General features: G+C 34.5%; 16 protein-coding genes and 2 pseudogenes. 15 read left to right on the top strand and 3 right to left on the bottom strand.

The features are described from left to right. Positions 1-380 precede the first annotated feature (380 nt). From ACFQZ1_RS24135 to ACFQZ1_RS24120, 4 genes and pseudogenes are all read left to right on the top strand, one after another. Entirely contained in the window at positions 381-1,034 is a 654-nt protein-coding gene (locus ACFQZ1_RS24135; protein ID WP_377884694.1) for a phosphatase PAP2 family protein, read from the top strand. 239 nt (positions 1,035-1,273) lie between these two features. Beyond that, on the top strand, positions 1,274-1,417 hold the full coding sequence (locus ACFQZ1_RS24130) for a hypothetical protein (protein WP_377884693.1): 144 nt from the start codon (positions 1,274-1,276) through the stop codon (positions 1,415-1,417). A 298-nt stretch (positions 1,418-1,715) separates the two neighbouring features. After that, on the top strand, positions 1,716-2,531 hold the full coding sequence (locus ACFQZ1_RS24125; protein WP_377884692.1) for an MBL fold metallo-hydrolase: 816 nt from the start codon (positions 1,716-1,718) through the stop codon (positions 2,529-2,531). Between the two features lie 11 nt (positions 2,532-2,542). Continuing rightward, positions 2,543-2,705: pseudogene (locus ACFQZ1_RS24120) on the top strand (IS4 family transposase); the annotation flags it as partial. A 97-nt stretch (positions 2,706-2,802) separates the two neighbouring features. Here ACFQZ1_RS24120 and ACFQZ1_RS24115 read toward each other — a convergent pair. After that, entirely contained in the window at positions 2,803-3,105 is a 303-nt protein-coding gene (locus ACFQZ1_RS24115) for a hypothetical protein (protein WP_377884691.1), read from the bottom strand. Positions 3,106-3,467: 362 nt separating this feature from the next. On the opposite strand from ACFQZ1_RS24115, the gene ACFQZ1_RS24110 reads away from it, so the two are divergent. Continuing rightward, entirely contained in the window at positions 3,468-4,937 is a 1,470-nt protein-coding gene (locus ACFQZ1_RS24110; protein ID WP_377884690.1) for a S8 family serine peptidase, read from the top strand. A gap of 155 nt (positions 4,938-5,092) precedes the next feature. Here ACFQZ1_RS24110 and ACFQZ1_RS24105 read toward each other — a convergent pair whose 3' ends face one another. Both ACFQZ1_RS24105 and ACFQZ1_RS24100 read right to left on the bottom strand, forming a co-directional pair. Then, positions 5,093-5,416: a hypothetical protein gene (locus tag ACFQZ1_RS24105; protein ID WP_377884971.1), complete on the bottom strand. Its 324-nt coding sequence runs from the start codon at positions 5,414-5,416 to the stop codon at positions 5,093-5,095. A gap of 5 nt (positions 5,417-5,421) precedes the next feature. Further along, positions 5,422-5,574 carry a hypothetical protein gene (locus ACFQZ1_RS24100; RefSeq protein ID WP_377884688.1) on the bottom strand — a complete coding sequence of 51 codons (153 nt, stop codon included), beginning with the start codon at positions 5,572-5,574 and terminating at the stop codon, positions 5,422-5,424. Between the two features lie 182 nt (positions 5,575-5,756). On the opposite strand from ACFQZ1_RS24100, the gene ACFQZ1_RS24095 reads away from it, so the two are divergent. The 10 genes and pseudogenes from ACFQZ1_RS24095 to ACFQZ1_RS24050 all read left to right on the top strand — a co-directional run bounded on the left by ACFQZ1_RS24095 (position 5,757) and on the right by ACFQZ1_RS24050 (position 16,046). Next, positions 5,757-5,882, top strand: coding sequence for a hypothetical protein (locus ACFQZ1_RS24095; RefSeq protein ID WP_377884687.1), 126 nt, complete (start codon positions 5,757-5,759; stop codon positions 5,880-5,882). Between the two features lie 305 nt (positions 5,883-6,187). Beyond that, positions 6,188-7,024: an adenosylmethionine decarboxylase gene (gene speD, locus ACFQZ1_RS24090; RefSeq protein WP_377884686.1), complete on the top strand. Its 837-nt coding sequence runs from the start codon at positions 6,188-6,190 to the stop codon at positions 7,022-7,024. Between the two features lie 177 nt (positions 7,025-7,201). Next, on the top strand, positions 7,202-8,206 hold the full coding sequence (locus ACFQZ1_RS24085; RefSeq protein WP_377884685.1) for a serine hydrolase domain-containing protein: 1,005 nt from the start codon (positions 7,202-7,204) through the stop codon (positions 8,204-8,206). A 290-nt stretch (positions 8,207-8,496) separates the two neighbouring features. Next, positions 8,497-9,699: an L-lactate MFS transporter gene (locus ACFQZ1_RS24080; protein ID WP_377884684.1), complete on the top strand. Its 1,203-nt coding sequence runs from the start codon at positions 8,497-8,499 to the stop codon at positions 9,697-9,699. A gap of 958 nt (positions 9,700-10,657) precedes the next feature. Next, positions 10,658-11,605 (top strand): hypothetical protein, encoded by a 948-nt coding sequence (locus ACFQZ1_RS24075; RefSeq protein WP_377884683.1) that lies wholly within the window; start codon positions 10,658-10,660, stop codon positions 11,603-11,605. A 461-nt stretch (positions 11,606-12,066) separates the two neighbouring features. Next, entirely contained in the window at positions 12,067-12,891 is an 825-nt protein-coding gene (locus ACFQZ1_RS24070) for a DUF2785 domain-containing protein (RefSeq protein ID WP_377884682.1), read from the top strand. Positions 12,892-13,161: 270 nt separating this feature from the next. Next, positions 13,162-13,275, top strand: a pseudogene (locus ACFQZ1_RS24065) (glycosyl transferase); the annotation flags it as partial. A 435-nt stretch (positions 13,276-13,710) separates the two neighbouring features. Then, complete coding sequence (locus ACFQZ1_RS24060; protein WP_377884681.1) at positions 13,711-14,217, top strand: FMN-binding protein; 507 nt, start codon at positions 13,711-13,713, stop codon at positions 14,215-14,217. Next, positions 14,210-15,139: an FAD:protein FMN transferase gene (locus ACFQZ1_RS24055; RefSeq protein ID WP_377884680.1), complete on the top strand. Its 930-nt coding sequence runs from the start codon at positions 14,210-14,212 to the stop codon at positions 15,137-15,139. Before ACFQZ1_RS24060 ends, ACFQZ1_RS24055 begins: the two co-directional genes overlap by 8 nt. Continuing rightward, on the top strand, positions 15,126-16,046 hold the full coding sequence (locus ACFQZ1_RS24050) for an RnfABCDGE type electron transport complex subunit D (RefSeq protein WP_377884679.1): 921 nt from the start codon (positions 15,126-15,128) through the stop codon (positions 16,044-16,046). The genes ACFQZ1_RS24055 and ACFQZ1_RS24050 overlap by 14 nt, the downstream gene beginning before the upstream one ends. Positions 16,047-16,097: the final 51 nt, after the last annotated feature.

The raw sequence follows: 16,097 nt of genomic DNA, 5'->3' as shown, positions 1-16,097 counted from the left end.
ATGATTTCTACACTTTTTACGCTTGGCCACTTTTCTTATGTTTCTCTAGCTTTTAATACCAATTGTGATGTTGTTTGACCATTTTGGCCGACGCTCTGTCCTCATTTCTAGATTTTGCGGTCATTTATTTCGGGCTTGGATACCATTTGTTTCATACGGACTTTACTACACCTTTACAGAAGAAGACAAAAAGCTTATTATATCCGAAGGACAGAGAAGTATAGTGATAGGTACCTTTAATGCTATAACGGATTTGCCAGTAATACCGGCAAATATCATGGCAAATATTCGGATCTATCGTTGCTTGCCTGTAACAAGAGCAGTATGATTGCTGTAATTGATGATAGGCATGTGTATTTAAGGAGGATTATTTTAACGAAATGAATTTAAAATTACAACTAACTCGCGCTTTTTTTATTAGTCTTTTATGTGCTAGTGCATTTGGGCTCATTGCACTGCTTATAAGTGACCAAAAAATTGTTGGATTTGACAATGCCGTCATCTCTTTTATTCAAGGACTGGAATCTCCAACACTTACAAGTATCATGAAATTCTTTACTTTCATCGGGTCGGGGCTATCCGTTGTTTTTCTTGCGGTAGCTATCATCCTTTTTTTATATAAGGTTTTGCACCATCGAAGAGAATTGATTTTATTCGTGTGGGTTGTTATAGGATCAGCACTTCTAAATTGGATATTAAAGATGATATTTCAGCGTGCCAGACCAAGTATTCATCGTATTGTTGATGCGAATGGGTTCAGTTTTCCTAGTGGACATTCAATGGCTGCATTTAGTTTGTACGGAATCGTCGCTTTTTTGTTGTGGCGGCACGTCAAAAGTTCATTTGGACGTGTTATTTTAATTTTAATTAGCACAATAATGATTATTGCTATTGGCGTAAGTCGTATATACTTAGGAGTTCATTATCCAAGTGATGTACTGGGAGGTTACCTAGCTAGCGGAACTTGGCTTACCGCATCCATCTGGGCCTATCAGTTATATGAAGAAAGACGTTATAAAGCAAAACAAAATTAACATGTAAGTCGTTAAAGGTTTATCCCGAAACTTTCTTTGTTTTTTAGAATCTTGATGACGTGATAAAACAATTAGATAATAAAAAATCAATAGCTAATTTCATTTACCGTATTTTTACAATTGATAAAAACCAAAAAAATAAATAAATATGTGAATCAACTCCTAATTATTCAAGTAGAGTAGAAAAGAGTAGTATAGGACATAATTACATTTGAAAAGATGTTAAGGAGATGATTCAGATGAAAAAACAGCCTAATTATAATAAAAAATCAAACATTAGAAAATTAAATACGGAGGAAAATGCTATTTACAGCGATCCAAAAGACGCAAGTAATATGCAACCAGTACCACAGCCTAAAGATTATGATGAAATAGAATATTAATCAATGAACAAAAAGAAACCGAAACAATATTGTTTCGGTTTCTTTTTCAATGCACTATTCCCTATAAGCCACTAATAAAGAGAAGAAGAGTGCAGATAGTGATAATTCAATAAGGGGTACATTCATATACCCAGCAAGCTAAAAGATTTCATAGCTTACAAACAAAAAGAATGATATTCTTTCTGTAGAGTATTTGTAATAATTTCCTTTTATTTTTTTATAATTTTTGATTTTATAGAGATATGTATCTAAATCTCATCAAAACAAATGAACAATTCTAAAATGGGGGCATAGGACTATGATTCAGTATAAAGATAATCACATAACCATCTTTCAAAGCGCTCTTTATCAAACAAACTCAGTTATTATAGAAACTGATAAATTGGTATTAGTAATAGATCCTACTTGGTTACCTAATGAAGTAAATGAAATTCAGAACTATGTTTATAAAAATAAAAAACATAAAGACGTTTACTTACTTTTTACACATTCCGATTTTGATCATATTTTAGGTTACGGTGCGTTTTCTCACATCAAAGTAATTGCAAGTAAGAAATTAAATGATTACCCCGACAAGCAATCAATTATCAATAGCATTAAAGATTTTGATGATTCCTATTATTTAACAAGAGGATATGAAATAAAGTTTCCAAATGTAGATATTTCAATTAGCAAAGAATATGAGGAATTAGAAATAGGAGATATAAAATTTTATTTTTATCAGGCTCCAGGTCATACTGAAGATGGCATTATTACAGTTCTCGAACCATTTGGTATCGTAATAGCTGGAGACTACTTATCTAATGTAGAGTTTCCGTATATTTATCATAGCAGTGATGACTATTTAGCAACTTTAAAAAAATTCGAATCTATAATAGAGAAATATGATATCAACATCTTAATACCAGGACATGGTGGATTTACAAATGATAAAACAGAGATGAAAAAGAGAATATCCGAATCAATTGATTATATTTCACAAGTTAAACAGTTATTACTAGAAGACAAACAAGAAGAAACATATGCCCTCATAAAAAAATATAATTATCCAAAAGCAATGAAAAAATTTCATGATTATAATCTTACCTTGTTAAAAAAAGAGTTAGCATTATAAAGTCATCTCATCTTTTGTTCCAAGCCATACAAAAACACTCAAGAGTGACCAAAGGTATTAGTCCACTTGTTCACTCTCCTACAGAAAAACATGTGAAAAGCTCATGGGAATGAGAAAAAGACCGTCTTTGATATATTAGGTGTCCTTTACAATTGTATCATGTTTGACGATTAAGCAGCGTGAAACTCGTTAAACAATCCTTACATAAGCTTAGCTCGATCGTGATGTGGCTGTCCTCGAATAATCCATATTAGATGACAGCTTTTTGGTGTTATTCCTTATTATCAGGCGGGAGAGAAAGAAAGACTAATGAACCAATAAGTTCAACCGAAATGCTAAAATCATCCTCGATTGTAATTTCTACACATGCAACTAACGGTAACACAATGATGATTACGTCACCATGAATTGTAACCCCTGGCGAACATTCGTTGTAGTCACTAATAGAAAGCTCTATATCTGTATCTGGAGCAATGAAAATTTCTAAACATATATTCATGCATTGTTCGAATGAATAAGCTATTGTAAACCTCTCCTTTCCAAATAACCATACTTCATATGTAGATAGACACATAAAGTAGCGTTTAGAAAAACAAGAATAAAAACGGTGGTCTTTGAAGGTAGTTCTCATACCATTCTATTTAAATGTATATCCTCTTGATTGGACAGGTTATCTATTTATAAAAAATAATGTATGGAAACAAGAAATGATTAGGGGAATCATTTCGAGTAAAAAACAATATTGGCTCTCCCCCTTAAAATATAGAACAACAACACTCCCACCTGGATCATTTACTGTTCGAAAGCTACTTAATTCATAAAGGAGGGGACAGTAAAAAATAATCTTGACATAGGTAATTTATTAGAGGTTTTATCCTCTCTTATGTGGAATAGAATCTTAGCTATACATTACTAATTTTTTTAGGGGGAATTGTAATGAATTTTAAGTTAGCCTCTGTAACATTAGCTACAGCCTTAGCATTTGGCGCTCTAGCAGGAAACAATGTGTCAGCACAAACAAAAACAACAACCAACTCTGCTCAAACGGAAAAAAATTACTTGATTGCATTTAAGAAGGATCTGCCAAGTAATTATCAATCTATTATTTCGAATGCAGGTGGACAAGTTATCCGCGCCATTCCTGCCATCGGCGCTTTAGAAGTAAAATCGAGCAACACTTCCTTTTTAGATAATTTGAAAGGGGTTTCTTCAATCCAAGCTGCGAACCAAGAGATTGTCCATACTTTAGATAAAGAAGAAATAAGTCCAGCAGCTGCAGACGGAAAGCCAGTAACTGATATTCCACAGCCAGAAAATATAGACAACTATTGGAACTATCAATGGGATATAAAGAATATAACAAATGATGGTGAATCCTATAAGATTAATGGAGGGACAGGAAAAGGAGCAACAGTTGGTGTAATTGACAGCGGTATTGACGCTAATCATCCTGATTTAATAAAAAACTATACCGGTGGTCAAAACTTTGTACCAGCTGGTGTAGACGAAACTGAAACAGGTAATTCTGCTGATGTGAAGGATCGCGGGGGACACGGAACTCATGTAGCAGGCTCAATTGCAGCGAACGGTAAACTAAAAGGGGTTGGGCCAGATCTTAAAATTCGTTCATATCGCGTTTTCCCTGAATCAGGAAGTGCGCCAACAGCTTGGATTGTAGACGCTATTGTTGCAGCTGCAAATGATAAAGTAGACGTTATTAATATGTCTATTGGCGGATTTGATAGCCTGAAATACTATAATAATGGACAAAAATATAGTGATATTGCTGATGTTCTTCTTTGGAAGCGTGCAATTGAGTATGCTGTACAAAAAAATGTAACAGTCGTGGCTGCAGCTGGAAACGAATCATTGAATATGAACGATAAGAAAATGGTAACAGATTACTTAAATAAGGAATACGGCTCAGCTGACGTTATCTTTAAAGGTCCATCTGTTGAAACTCCTGGTCAAATTCCGGGTGTAATCACTGTATCTTCTTCTAATCAATGGTCAAAAGATAAAATTGCATTCTACTCTAATTATGGAAACAGCTTTATTGATGTAGCGGCACCAGGTGGTGATAACGGTCCTACATATGCTGAAACAGGAGATTTAAACCAGCGTGATTTCCATTATCGTGCATTAAGTACATGGCCAACATATTTGGCTCCATATTTTACTTCAAATCTGCATAACTACGCTTTACTTCATGGAACATCAATGGCTTCGCCAAAAGTAGCGGGAATTGCAGGGGTTATTAAAGCAGCTCATCCAACATATTCTCCTGCACAAGTAGCAAACTTAATTAAACAAACAGCAAAAGATTACGGTAAACCAGGACACGATGCTTTATTTGGAGATGGTGAGGCAAATATATATAATGCGTTATCAAATACAAAAAAATAATAAAGAAATCTAGAAAGTTTGGGATACTAGATACTATTTCTTCAAGAATTACGTTTGTTATGAGTCCGATTTACCTTAATACGGTTAAAATCGGACTTTTTTACGTGAAAACAAACTTAATAATGTGATTTAATTAGCGATTTTTAAATAAAACTTTATAAATTTGTATACCTCATCCATCCACACTCAGATCGTTCCGCTTTATACTTACCATAAGATAAAAGTTTCATCGCTGAACGATAAGCAGCATGAAAAACTAAGCTCAGTTTCCACTCTTCATCCATTTCATCAGGATAGGCTGTGGATTCGTAAACATAATAAGCTGCCATAATACAAGGGATTACTTGCTCTGGCTCAAATTGATAAGTAGTTGCATCATCAATAACCAAATCAATGACAAGTCTTTTTTTAGGTTGAATTTCTTTTTGAAGTAACTTCTTTACCGTTTCTGGTACTAATTCCAATATCTTATCCTTCATGTTAGTCATTTTTTTGGTCTTTCAGCACGAAGAATAGCATCATTCGTTGGTGTGTTAGGTACAAAATTCCCATGGCTGTCGATGCTGTGTGCTTCCTTATCGTACTGTCCGTTGGCATTACGCTTCTTTGTTGTGAACGGGTCTTGATTGTGTCCCATGATTGTCACCTCCAATAAGAATAGTATGTGCTAACAAGTGTATATTTTGCCTAAAAGAAAGTTCACAAAAAGTGGAAACAAGGTTGTAAATTTCATTACATAAAAAGAAAAAATCTAATCTGTATCAAATCTTTTCTTTCGTACAAAATAGGTACAAACTTTAACAAAAGGAGGGTAAATTTATGACGAACCGAAATGATAATCGAGAACGTAAAAACAAATATCCTAATAATCTAAAAAACGATACTGAATTCTCCAAAGATGTAAATATTAGAAGCAAAGTAACGAAAAAAGATTTAAATAAATAATGTTTTGAACAATAAATCGTAAAAAAGCTTGAATTCAACCAGATTCAAGCTTTTTTTATATAACAAAATTCAGCCATACCTCTCATAAAAAAATGAATTTCATTTACCGTATTTTGGTAAAAATAAAAAAACAATTAAATATATAAAGGAAAGTTATGCACAAACCATTTAAATTAAAGCATAGTAAAAAGGTTTATAAGTAATTCTAAATAAGCAAAATATGCATTAAAAAATTATAGGATGGAACTATATTTCATGAAGGATGTGTAAATCATTATTAAATATAAAAAAAGGGGAGTTTCGCCATGAAACTAACACCAGAGCAACGTATTCAGTTGCATGGATTTAATAATCTTACTAAATCATTAAGTTTTAATATGTATGATATTTGCTATACAAAAACAAGAGAAGAGCGAGAAGCTTATATAGAATACATAGATGAACAATATAACGCAGATAGATTAACAACGATTTTAAAAAACGTATCTGACATTATAGGTGCACATGTATTAAATGTAGCCAAGCAAGACTATGTTCCACAAGGAGCAAGTGTAACAATTTTAGTTTCAGAAGGACCAATTGTAGAAGTTCCGACTGAATCATTTAACGAATCACCTGGTCCTCTTCCTGGGTCGGTTGTCATACAGTTAGATAAGAGCCATATCACGGTTCATACGTATCCTGAATATCATCCCGATGAGGGGATTAGTACGTTTAGAGCTGATATCGATGTGTCTACATGCGGAGAAATTTCACCACTTAAAGCACTGAATTACCTTATTCATTCATTTGATACCGATATTATGACAATTGATTATCGAGTGCGAGGATTTACAAGAGATATAACAGGTAATAAATTATTTATCGACCACGAAATAAGCTCAATCCAAAATTACATCCCTGAGAATGTAAAAAATTTGTATGACATGATTGATGTCAATGTATATCAAGAACATATTTTTCATACAAAATGTAAACTAAAAGAATTTGACCTCAATAACTATTTGTTTGGATATACACAGGAAACATTATCTATAAACGAACAGGGGGAAATTACAAAGAAGTTAAAGTTGGAAATGGATGAAATATTTTACGGAAAGAATATGAATCATGGGTCAATTGAAGAGAGTTCAACTGAATAAGACATCTAAAATTTTAGTTAAAAAGTAGGGGGAAATCTCCTGCTTTTTTTGCTTTTTAGGTGTGAAAAAGGCATGCAGTTTTTATAATCATAACTCTATATACTAAGAAAAGGTGTTTTTCTTTTTTTGTCGAATTTGAAATGTCGGTATACATCTGATAAAGAAAGGGATTAAAAAATGGAAAAATACAATCGATTAATTTCATGGATAGAAAACATAAAAAAACGAAACCACAGTTCGGCAGCGGCACTATTTATTATAAAAGATAATAAAGTTGCACTAGAGCACTATAGTGGAAACCATTCTAATTCAAAAAACAGTCCCCCTATTACAGCAACTTCACAATTTAATGTTGCTTCTGCAAGAAAAAGTTATTTAGGACTCGCGATTGCCTATGCACTTTATGAGGGGAAAATTAGAAGTCTAGACGATTATGCTGTAGATTACTTCGAAGACTATGATAAAACTTTACTCGGTAAAACAACTTTAAGACATTTAGTAACACATTCTCACGGTTTACATATGAATGACAGCGGAATCATGTATCGAGAATTTGAACCAGGAGAAGAATGGGCTTATAGAGGTGTTAACATCGAAATGATGACAAATCTAATCTATAAATTAAATAATAAAAGTTTTCCGGACTTGCTGAGAGAACGAGTCTTTATACCAGCAGATTTTAAAGAAACAGCCTGGCAAACAGCAGATTATGAAGATTTAGTAAAAGTAGTAATAAATCCAAATGAAGAAGCTGTTTGCAAAATAGGAGCAACAGATGATGGAACAGAAACAAATCTTTTTGTCTCTGCTAGGGAATTTGCTTATTGGGGACACCTTCATCTAAATAAAGGGTATATGAATGGAAAACAAATCGTCCCGAAAGAAGTCATTGAATTAGCAACACAAATTCAAAGTCCTCATTATAAAAACAAAGATTTACCACAGAACGGATTATTTTGGTTTGTTCAAAATACACCAGCATTACAAAGTGAAATAGGTGAAAGAGTTCCAAAAGGATCTTATCAAATATTAGGTGTGACAGGGCCAACAATTCTAGTTATTCCTGAATATAATGTCGTTGTCGCAAAGATGTATAACAAAAGATATAACTACGGGGGAAAGAATTACCTTTACTATTTACGAGAATTTAGCAATATAGTTGCTGATACATTTGCTCACTAAACCCTTTGTTCATACAGATTGTTACCATAAGTAAAAGCATCTAAATTTGAAGATGCCTTAGCATAGCTTTACTGCAATATCATCGTACATATGTAATCAACAAAAAGACACTTCATTGATAAGTGTCTTTTTGTTGCTAAAGAACAATAAAGTCTTTTTTATATGGAAGGTACTATTCGGTATTAATTTTCATTTAAATATCCGTATCTCGCGTAGCATTGTGGTTATAATAAACATCGTTAGATAATCATTGAAAAGAATTGAAATAAGAAAAGAGAGGGAAGGATCATATGAAACCTTCATCTGTTAATCCATGGCTTGTTGTCCTCGGTACAATTATTGTACAAATAGGCCTTGGAACGATTTATACATGGAGCTTATTCAATCAGCCTTTAGTAAATAAATTTGGCTGGAATCTTAATGCTGTTGCCATAACCTTTTCAATCACTAGCTTCTCTTTATCATTTTCAACTTTGTTTGCGAGTAAATTACAAGAGAAATGGGGAATTCGCAAACTTATTATGATAGCCGGATTAGCTCTAGGAATTGGCTTGATACTTAGTTCACAAGTTTCCTCGTTACTAATGCTTTATGTACTAGCAGGAGTTGTTGTAGGTTACGCAGATGGTACAGCCTATATCACTTCACTATCCAATTTAATAAAGTGGTTTCCAGAGCGTAAAGGTTTAATTTCTGGTATTTCCGTATCTTCATACGGCACAGGTAGTTTAATTTTTAAATACATTAATGGAAAGCTAATTGATTCAGTTGGCGTATCACAAGCGTTTTTATATTGGGGCTTAATTGTTGCAATTATGGTAGTTATAGGCGCATGTTTTATCCATAAAGCCCCTGAGCAAGATGCAGTTCATGAAACAATGAGCCATGACTATACAACAAGAGAAATGTTACATACAAGAGAAGTTTATCTGCTATTTATCATGTTATTTACATCATGTATGAGTGGCTTATATTTAATTGGCATGGTAAAGGATATTGGTGTTCAACTTGTAGGGCTTAGCGCGGCAACGGCAGCTAATGCTGTCGCTATGGTTGCGATCTTTAATACGGTTGGTCGAATCATTCTGGGGCCGTTGTCAGATAAAATCGGCCGTTTAAAAATTGTTACGACAACTTTTGTCATTATAGCTATGTCTGTTTTTGTTCTTAGTTTTGTGAACTTAAATTATGGTACCTATTTCGCTTGTGTAGCAAGCGTTGCTTTTTGTTTCGGTGGAAATATCACGATTTTCCCAGCCATTGTTGGTGATTTCTTTGGTCTAAAATATCATAGTAAAAACTACGGTATCGTGTATCAAGGTTTTGGTTTCGGAGCACTTGCAGGCTCATTTATTGGTGCACTTCTAGGTGGATTTAAGCCAACTTTTATGGTAATTGGCGCATTGTGTATTGTGTCATTTATCATCTCGATTTTGATTCGACCACCTAATCAGCAAAAGGAAAAACAAAAGATTGATCGCGGGGCAGCGTAAGCATGTTTTATTTTATTGCATCCAAAGAAGAGACGTATTTAAGGTTTACAGTCAAAAAAAGAGGGATTTACTTTTCATTAGAAAAGCAAGTCCCTCTTCTTCATGTATACTTATATATAATTTTTAAATTTGATTAATGTGAATTCGAAAGCTCCTCTTGCGGAACGAGGATTTATTTAATAGAAAAATAGTTAAACGAAATTTAAACTCAACCCCACCTTCATTTTAACCTTCGATGATTAAGATGAAGGTGGGGTTATTTTATGAGTTAAAAAAGAAAGGATGATGATCGGTTTTGAAAAAAATGCTGCTTTGCTTTCCATCTTCGCCATAACTTAAGTTTTCTAACGTGATTAAAGTACTTTCTAATCAAATTCGCAAGGGGATTTCAAGATGAGAAAAATAAATTTAATAATTACTACCGCTATTTTTATTTTTGGAATCGGCCATATTGCTGTGACCCTAATCAGTTACAAGGGATATACGATCAATGACCTTTGGTTCGCGAGTTTCGGTTGTTTACTTATTTTCCTTGCTTTTTTAAATTATGTTCTTATGAACATTAAGCAAAGGCAGACAAAAATTTTTGTTGTGTGACATGTGGCAAATATTTTGTGTACGATTTTGGTTTCATTGATTCTTACGCGTGCGTTGCTTCCTCATATCATTTTACTATTTGTTTTATTAGTTTTGGAAACTTTCCTTGTCATGAGGTTTCAGTTCTCTTTAAAATCTAATTCATTTCAATCGGAAATCGAGAGTGCTAAGAGGGGCACAATATTCTGTCTATCAAGATAACTGAATGGTTACCCCAAAACAAAAAAAGATGTAAGCACTCTGGATACAATTAACCACTTCCTTTGAACCTCTCTCAAGTGAATTTATAAAATTCTTGGACCCGCCATGAACGTTGTCTCTAGTGTGGAATAAAATTAATAATGTGGAGGCTTGTGTGAGTATGAACAAAAATATTAATAAAGTGGAGACTTCGAACAATCAGGATACAAATGGATCGACTTTTCAAATGTGGTCTACGTTTGCAGCATCTGCTTTAACGTTTGTTGCCGTAATATTCAAGTTGTTCTTTTCTAACGGTGATGATTATACAAAGGGATTTGCTCCTACTGAAATCACAGCTTTGACCGCGATTCTCGGGATAATTGTTAGTTTACTTATGATAGGTTGGAATTATCGGCGACTCCTCCCTCGATTCATCGTACTCATTGTAGCATGGGGCACTTGTATCCTACTCATCTGGTCATCGGGAGGCATCATTTTTGATGTTCTTCGTACCGTAGCAATCCTTGGGACTCCCGGTTTGCCACCCATCGTGGATTGGATTGGATTTGCGACTCGTGCGATCAGCCTCATGACAGCGATTTTGCTGGCTTTAACTACCGTGAAATTCCAGCATGCCTCTCGTGATATGGTTAACTATATAATAAAAATGGAATCACATTCAAAAAAATGGTTTGGCTATGCAGCTTTTGTATTATCACTTCCATATCCTTTATTGAAAATTTACCTTTCGTTCGGTGGAAGTCTAGCCGGGATACATGCATCTGGACATCATGCGGCCTATGGAGAAATTGTATTGTTTGGTGCAAACGCATTACTTTCCCTAGCTCTTGTTCAAAAATGGGGGCGGATTTTTCCGCGGTGGATACTGCTTGTTGGAGGTTGGACAGCAACTTGTGCAACAGTGCCTTTCGGTTTTCTAGCCATTTTTGGGTCTCTCATGCAGTTACTTGGTTTTGATGGTCCCATACCTCTTGATAATAGTGCGTGGCTTGTCGCCTTAGTATACGGTGAGTGGTTGTTTTTGGGGATCACAACAGGTGCAGCAACTTGGATATATCAGCAGGAAACTCAATCAAGTATAACTCAAAAACGCAAACACTCTTGAATGTATAAAGATTGTGAATATTGTTTGAGTGAACTCTACCCGCCACCTACGCTCCTCTTAGAGGTAGAGGGAGGCGTTACTTTAGACAGTTCCTGTCCTAGATATCCAACGAATGGAAGTTCTTTCGTTACCTTGGTCATCATTGCCCTTTTTGTCTTCTTTGCCACTATTATTTCATTTATTTTATTAGGAAAAACGTTTCTGCAAAGGTTTCAAAGGGGGCTTTTTAATATTGTAATTTCCTTAACGTTGTAAATCCATATTTTCCTGACACTATCCCAATTATGGATTTAGTAAACAAATAGATTAAATTTGGTTTTAGGGATGCAATTACAAGCGAACAATAGGCGCGGTTCTTACGTAATGCTATGAAATTATAAATATAGTATGGCATATACAGCGAAATATAAGGTAGTATAAAAAATATGACGTAAAAACTTTAAGAGAGGACAGAACATATTATGATGGATCAATACGAATTGAAACAAGAGCTACAACAAATCAAAAATAACAATTACTCCGTCCCGGAAGATGTAGATGCATATCCATATGCACAATGGATGCTTGAATATATCGGATCATCCGATGCCGAGCTTCGTGATGATTTGATTTACAGTACGCTCGAACGATGGATTACAGGCGAAGTATTTAGACAGAAAGAGTTACGCGGACTGCTGCTGCAAGCGCTGAGTCCTGATTATTTGTTTTATAAAATTGGTGAAAAGGGAACAGACTCTGTTTTTAAGCGTGCATTTTCTATTTTAATTCCACCACTTATTGTATCCATTCATGAAAAAGAACCATTCTTATCAGAAGAACAACTGTACAGCGTCGCAGAACAAGTTCTTGAGTATGTATACCTTGAAAAGGATGTAAGAGGATATGTAGAAGGAAAAGGGTGGGCGCATTCTACTGCGCATGTCGCAGATGCCCTAGACGCTTTATCCCGTACGATACGAAATCGTGAATTTTCGCACGCAATCCTTGCTGCTGTTCGTCATAAGGTTTGTCTGCATGATTACTTATACATAAACTTTGAAGATGAGAGATTAGTGACAGCAGTAATGTCTTTATGGAACCAAAATATCTTGGCACAAGAAGAATGGAAAAACTGGCTTTATAGCTTTACGATAATTGAAGCCGCCCCAGCTCCTCAAAATGATATATTAGTACAAAATATTAGAACATTTTTAAGAAGCTTGTATTTCCGAGCTTTGGAGAAAGAAGCAGACTCTTTGTTTACGGTTGCTGTGCTGGATACTTTGAAAGAATTGAAGAAATTTTAGTATAGAAATCTTGGATTCCGTTAGTAAGTGTTACTCTAAAATACAAATTGTTTATCAAAAAAGAGTCTTAATAATTAAGACTCTTTTTTGTGTATTTAGCATAGCATTGTAAACAAAATAATATCCATACAGAAAATGAAAAGATCATCAAGTAATAAACTTTCACAAATTGTTGATGTAAATAAAATATATTACACTCAAAATAGTAATTATTTTAAGATTTATAATAATCTAAAATGCAACAATTAAAGGACCTAAACCTAAAGCCATGAAGTTTGCTATACATGGATTTCCCATATTCAATTATGTATATGCTATGATCGTTTAGAAGAATACCAAAAAACAATTTTTCATCATGAACAAGCAGCATGTTACATTCCTTAACATAATAGAGAATATTTTAAGCTGTTATTGTGATAGCGCCACATTGTCATCAACTTAAAAATTTTATAAAATCCCAAAACAAGAATTTTACACATTTTCAATCTGAAGATGCTGATTTTTTCGTTTTAGGGTATTTGTTCTCCTTAGCTTGATGGCCATGGAGCGGGACCCCAAGATGAGAAATAAAGAAGACGTATACTAGATTAAAAATTTAACAGCTAACTAGAACAGCCTTTTCTCAATATTTAATCGGGAAAGGCTGTTCTTTTTTTATGAAAGATTTAAATTTGTATATAGATTCAATATGTAGGGTAAAAAAGAAAAACAAGAATCTTTTACTAAAGAAAAAGTTTTTTAAAACTTTTTTAAAAATAGCCTTGTAAAATGCAAAATAGATATTCAAATATTTTAATAATGATGCAGGAGGTCATGAGTATGGCTAAAATGGGAAATAAAATGATTACACTATGCACAGTTGCTGTAGGAATGATTTATACAGCTGGATATATTACTACGGAGTCTTCAAAAGCAGAAGTGGAACAAACCTCCCAAAATATAGTGGAATCTACGCCGCAACCTAAGGCACCTTCTAGTACTTCTGATATAGCAATTAAAAAGGCTAAAAGTATCTATAAAGACGGAACATATAATGGTCAGGGCGCAAATCACATTGGTTCAGTAACAGTAGCAGTTACCATTCAAAAAGATAAAATTACATCTGTGCAAATTACAGATTGCACCACTTCTTATTCTCAATCTTACATTGACGACTTGCCTCAACAAGTCGTGGATCGACAAAGTGCAGATGTAGATGTAGTTTCCGGCGCAACAAGAAGTACGGAAGATTTTCAAGAAGCAGTTCAGAATGCTTTATTACAGGCAAAGCAGGCCAATGTATCTTATAAAACACAAAATTCAGGAAGTGTGACAGGGAATGCATAATCGAATAAGAAAAACATATGAACAATCCGCCCTTTACATGGGAACAATTATCCATATCAAAGTAGTCACATCACACACAGAAAGATATATAAAAGAAAAAGTGGGAAAGGCATTTCAAGCATTTTACGCTGTAGAAGAATTATGCAGCCGTTTCAATCATCAGAGTGAACTTCGGCGTCTATGCACTCAAAGCAGTAAAGCAATCCAAGTCAGTCATATTCTTTTTGAGGCTGTTCGCTTTGCATGGCAAGTAGCTGATTTAACGCAAGGAACATTCGATCTAACGTTAGGGCATACACTTGAGGAGTACGGATTTAACCGTCATTATTTAACAGGTGAAGAACTTGTTTCATCTACGGTAGTTCCTGCTAATTATCAAGATGTGATTCTAGATGAAGAAAAACGGACTATTTTGCTGAAAAAACCGCTTTTGTTAGATTTAGGTGCTGTTGCAAAAGGCTTAGCAGTTGACTTAGCAGTTCAAGAACTACGTGATTTTGAAGGCTTTGTTATCGACGCCGGCGGAGACATTTTTGCTAGTGGTACGAATGAAAAGGGAGAACCATGGGTCATTGGTATTCAACATCCTTTCCAAAAGGAAAAAACAATTTGTAAAGTTCAGCTAACCAATCAGGCGGTTTGCACTTCTGGCAGCTATGAACGAAAGAGTCCTGTTCAAATGAATGAGCATCATCTCATACACCCACATTTAGGAACGTCTCAATCTAATATCGTAAGCTGCACTGTAATCGCGTCTTTTACGATGATGGCAGATGCTTTTTCAACAGCAGCTTTTCTATTAGGCAGAAAAGAAGGAGCTACACTGCTGAAAAATGTTGATCTTGAAGGTATATGGATTACATCCTCTTTAGACATAAATATGACACAAGGAATGGAGGAATATTTGTATGAGCGTGGATAAAAAAGTAAACGTAAAGAGCGGGAGTGGGCAAAAATATATTCGTACACCAAAAGGATATTTGATCATGGACGAAACAAGAGAAAGCCGGCAACAAAAGCGAAACCATAAACCCTTTATGACTCCTAAAAGACTCGTCTTAGTTATGCTGCTTTTATTAATGTTAATAGCTCAGGTAAATATGACCAATTATACCGGTCTTGTTCATGCAGGGATTGCAGCTGCAACTGCAATGTTTATAGATACCTTCATCGCTATGCAAAAAAAACGAAAGCTTACATTTCCCGATGGAGCTGCTATAACAGGGATAATTGTCGCACTCGTACTAAGTCCAATGGTTTCATCGTATATTACAGCATTAACGGCAGCAATTGCAATTGCATCAAAGCATCTATTTACAGTTAAGAAAAAACCTATATTTAATCCTGCTGCCTTCGGATTACTTGTTACAGCTCTTTTATTTTCAAGCGGACAAAGTTGGTGGGGGGGATTATCTATGCTTCCTACTTGGTGCATTATGTTTGTATGCATCGCAGGATTTCTTGTAACACAGAAAGTAAATAAGTTTCCACAAGTTTTTTCATTTTTAGGTGTTTATTTTCTTATACTTTTGATTATAGGAATTACAGGAACTGCAAATGTGGGGGATATGCTAAGAGTCCCTTATATAAATTCAACCTTATTCTTAGCATTCTTTATGCTTACTGATCCACCGACTTCTCTAGGAAAGTATAAAGATCAAGTTATATTCGGGATTATTACAGCAATAGCAAGTATAGTTTCTTATATGATGTTTGGAGGGTTAATTTTTCTATTAGTAGGCATATTGATTGCAAATGGGTGGAAAGCATTAAAATTTTCAAAAAACAAAAAAACAACACATGTATCATCTGCTTCACCAGCTATTTAAGAAATAAATATACAGAAAACAGCTTACAAGTTGATCATATCTGTATTTTAA

Source organism: Bacillus sp. CGMCC 1.60114, from assembly GCF_042676365.1.
Taxonomy (GTDB): domain Bacteria; phylum Bacillota; class Bacilli; order Bacillales; family Bacillaceae_G; genus Bacillus_A; species Bacillus_A rhizoplanae_A.
The sequence above is the reverse complement of the archived record's forward strand: the minus strand, read 5'-3'. Positions and strand labels throughout refer to the sequence as shown.

What these genes read in the sequence shown, in the direction of transcription:
- speD (WP_377884686.1), top strand. Translation starts at nt 6,188, where the DNA reads ATGAAACTAACACCAGAGCAACGTATTCAGTTGCATGGATTTAATAAT.
- ACFQZ1_RS24095 (WP_377884687.1), top strand. Translation starts at nt 5,757, where the DNA reads ATGACGAACCGAAATGATAATCGAGAACGTAAAAACAAATATCCTAAT.
- ACFQZ1_RS24080 (WP_377884684.1), top strand. Translation starts at nt 8,497, where the DNA reads ATGAAACCTTCATCTGTTAATCCATGGCTTGTTGTCCTCGGTACAATT.
- ACFQZ1_RS24135 (WP_377884694.1), top strand. Translation starts at nt 381, where the DNA reads ATGAATTTAAAATTACAACTAACTCGCGCTTTTTTTATTAGTCTTTTA.
- ACFQZ1_RS24105 (WP_377884971.1), bottom strand. Translation starts at nt 5,416, where the DNA reads ATGAAGGATAAGATATTGGAATTAGTACCAGAAACGGTAAAGAAGTTA.
- ACFQZ1_RS24075 (WP_377884683.1), top strand. Translation starts at nt 10,658, where the DNA reads ATGAACAAAAATATTAATAAAGTGGAGACTTCGAACAATCAGGATACA.
- ACFQZ1_RS24050 (WP_377884679.1), top strand. Translation starts at nt 15,126, where the DNA reads ATGAGCGTGGATAAAAAAGTAAACGTAAAGAGCGGGAGTGGGCAAAAA.
- ACFQZ1_RS24060 (WP_377884681.1), top strand. Translation starts at nt 13,711, where the DNA reads ATGGCTAAAATGGGAAATAAAATGATTACACTATGCACAGTTGCTGTA.
- ACFQZ1_RS24130 (WP_377884693.1), top strand. Translation starts at nt 1,274, where the DNA reads ATGAAAAAACAGCCTAATTATAATAAAAAATCAAACATTAGAAAATTA.
- ACFQZ1_RS24055 (WP_377884680.1), top strand. Translation starts at nt 14,210, where the DNA reads ATGCATAATCGAATAAGAAAAACATATGAACAATCCGCCCTTTACATG.
- ACFQZ1_RS24070 (WP_377884682.1), top strand. Translation starts at nt 12,067, where the DNA reads ATGATGGATCAATACGAATTGAAACAAGAGCTACAACAAATCAAAAAT.
- ACFQZ1_RS24115 (WP_377884691.1), bottom strand. Translation starts at nt 3,105, where the DNA reads ATGTGTCTATCTACATATGAAGTATGGTTATTTGGAAAGGAGAGGTTT.
- ACFQZ1_RS24100 (WP_377884688.1), bottom strand. Translation starts at nt 5,574, where the DNA reads ATGGGACACAATCAAGACCCGTTCACAACAAAGAAGCGTAATGCCAAC.
- ACFQZ1_RS24110 (WP_377884690.1), top strand. Translation starts at nt 3,468, where the DNA reads ATGAATTTTAAGTTAGCCTCTGTAACATTAGCTACAGCCTTAGCATTT.
- ACFQZ1_RS24125 (WP_377884692.1), top strand. Translation starts at nt 1,716, where the DNA reads ATGATTCAGTATAAAGATAATCACATAACCATCTTTCAAAGCGCTCTT.
- ACFQZ1_RS24085 (WP_377884685.1), top strand. Translation starts at nt 7,202, where the DNA reads ATGGAAAAATACAATCGATTAATTTCATGGATAGAAAACATAAAAAAA.